2 protein-coding genes are annotated in these 1,877 nt (G+C 43.8%); both read left to right on the top strand.

The genetic code is table 11. The features are described from left to right. Window positions 1-202, top strand: a 202-nt coding sequence (locus QVO39_RS03845) for a hypothetical protein (RefSeq protein ID WP_288171733.1), incomplete at its 5' end; no start/stop codon positions are given. 518 nt (window positions 203-720) lie between these two features. Beyond that, the gene (locus tag QVO39_RS03840) at window positions 721-1,854 is read left to right on the top strand and encodes an AAA family ATPase (protein ID WP_021903081.1); all 1,134 of its coding nucleotides are present in this window, start codon (window positions 721-723) and stop codon (window positions 1,852-1,854) included. Window positions 1,855-1,877 lie beyond the last annotated feature (23 nt).

Genomic DNA, 1,877 nt, shown 5'->3' with positions numbered 1-1,877 from the left:
CCTCGCGGAGGTTATCCTCAACATCGTCCCCTCGGTAAGTAATAGATGGAAAAGAGCCTCAAACACCTCGGCTGATAGCCCGAAGGGCTTCCACGGCCTAAAAAGCCAGCCTTCCCCCTCGGCAGATGGGCGAGGACTACCTGCCGAGGAGAAGGTTGGGCAGAGACATAGCCCCAAGCTCCTACCCAAGCTTCTCCTTTAGACTCGCTAACGCCGACAAAATCCCCAATAAACACGAGAAACCTGTTAAATAAACCAAAAAAAACAAGGCAAATAGGGGAAAAGGGCACTCACTAGCATATCTAACTGATAACCAACATTATATGTCAAAAAAGCGAAGACCCTATCTCGGCATCATCTGAGACCGTATCAAAGCATTTGCCGAGATGCAACTAACCGATCGCTTAGTTGCAACTCAGCAAATGCTTAGTTGCAACTCGCCGATCATTGAGATGCAACTCAAAAAGCGCCTTCCTAAACTATTGGTTCACAATACCATACAAACAGCAGTTCAAATCGCTTCAAAACCCCCTCTCCCAAGATGCCATTTAATATATTTTATACTTATAGTGTAATAAATAACCCACCAAATGACTCCTACCCCCACCTTGTAAATTACTAAGAGGTCTCTTACTAAGAACCTTCTTACTAAGAGACCTCTTAGTTTTGAGATTATAGGTATATTTGTAGCAACTAAAGGCATACAAACACACAAGCAATATGAGTATAGAACCATTTAAATTCGGCATAGCCACTTCTGGCGAGCACTTCACAGATAGGGAAAAAGAGACAGAGCGACTAATCGGCAACTTCCAGCACGGTATCAATACTATTCTCATCTCTCCAAGAAGGTGGGGCAAAACCTCTTTAGTCAAAAAGGCCTCTACTTTGGCGACGACTAAAGAGCTACGTATCGTCTACCTTGATATTTTCGCTTGCCGTACTGAGGAGGAGTTTTGCAATGCCTTTGCTACAGCAGTTCTAAAACAGACTTCCACTCGTGCCGAGGAGTGGTTGAGAAATATTCAGGACTTTCTATCAAGAGTTAGCCCGAGGGTAACCTTAGGGGTAGACCCTACGGCAGAAATGTCGCTCTCTATAGACCTAAGGGGCGTTGAGAGAGGGCTGGAAGAAGTTTTGGAGTTTCCTGAAAAGTATGCAATGAAGCATAATTGCCGAATAGTCATCTGCATTGATGAATTTCAACAAATAGGGGAGTTCGCCAATTCACTTACCTTTCAGAAAAAACTACGAACCATTTGGCAGCACCAAAAGCAGGTCTCTTACTGTCTATTTGGTAGCAAAAAACATCTAATGGATGAGCTATTTGGCCGAAAAGACTACCCCTTCTATAAGTTTGGAGATATGATCTACCTCGGAAAGATTAGCACAGAGGATTGGGTTACCTACATATCTGAGCGATTTTTAACCACTGGCAAGGAGATCCCTACAGAGCTAGCTAAAAAGATCGCAAAGGCAGTAGATAACCACTCATCATACGTCCAACAACTCGCGTGGCTAGTATGGGGGCGAACCGAAAAGAGGGCTACAGAAGATGATTTAGAGCGAGCTATTGAAGACTTGATTAATCAAAATAGACCTCTATTTGAAAAACAAACTGAAGAGCTAACAAGCCACCAGCTAAGTCTCCTCCGAGCCATTGTCGATGGAAATAACAACTCCTTCACAAGCCAAAGGATTATTGACGACTACAACCTCAATTCGTCCGCAAATGCAAACGCAGTGAAAAATGCACTCACCAATAAAGAACTCATCGATACCGATAACGGGCACACCTATATCACCGACCCAGTGTTCACCCTGTGGCTAAGTCGCTACCTCTTCTATAGATAAGACACCTTATCACATAGCAAAAG

It is taken from the genome of Porphyromonas sp. CAG:1061 (assembly GCF_000435035.1).
GTDB lineage: Bacteria > Bacteroidota > Bacteroidia > Bacteroidales > Porphyromonadaceae > Porphyromonas_A > Porphyromonas_A somerae.
This window is presented reverse-complemented; position numbering and strand designations above follow the sequence as displayed.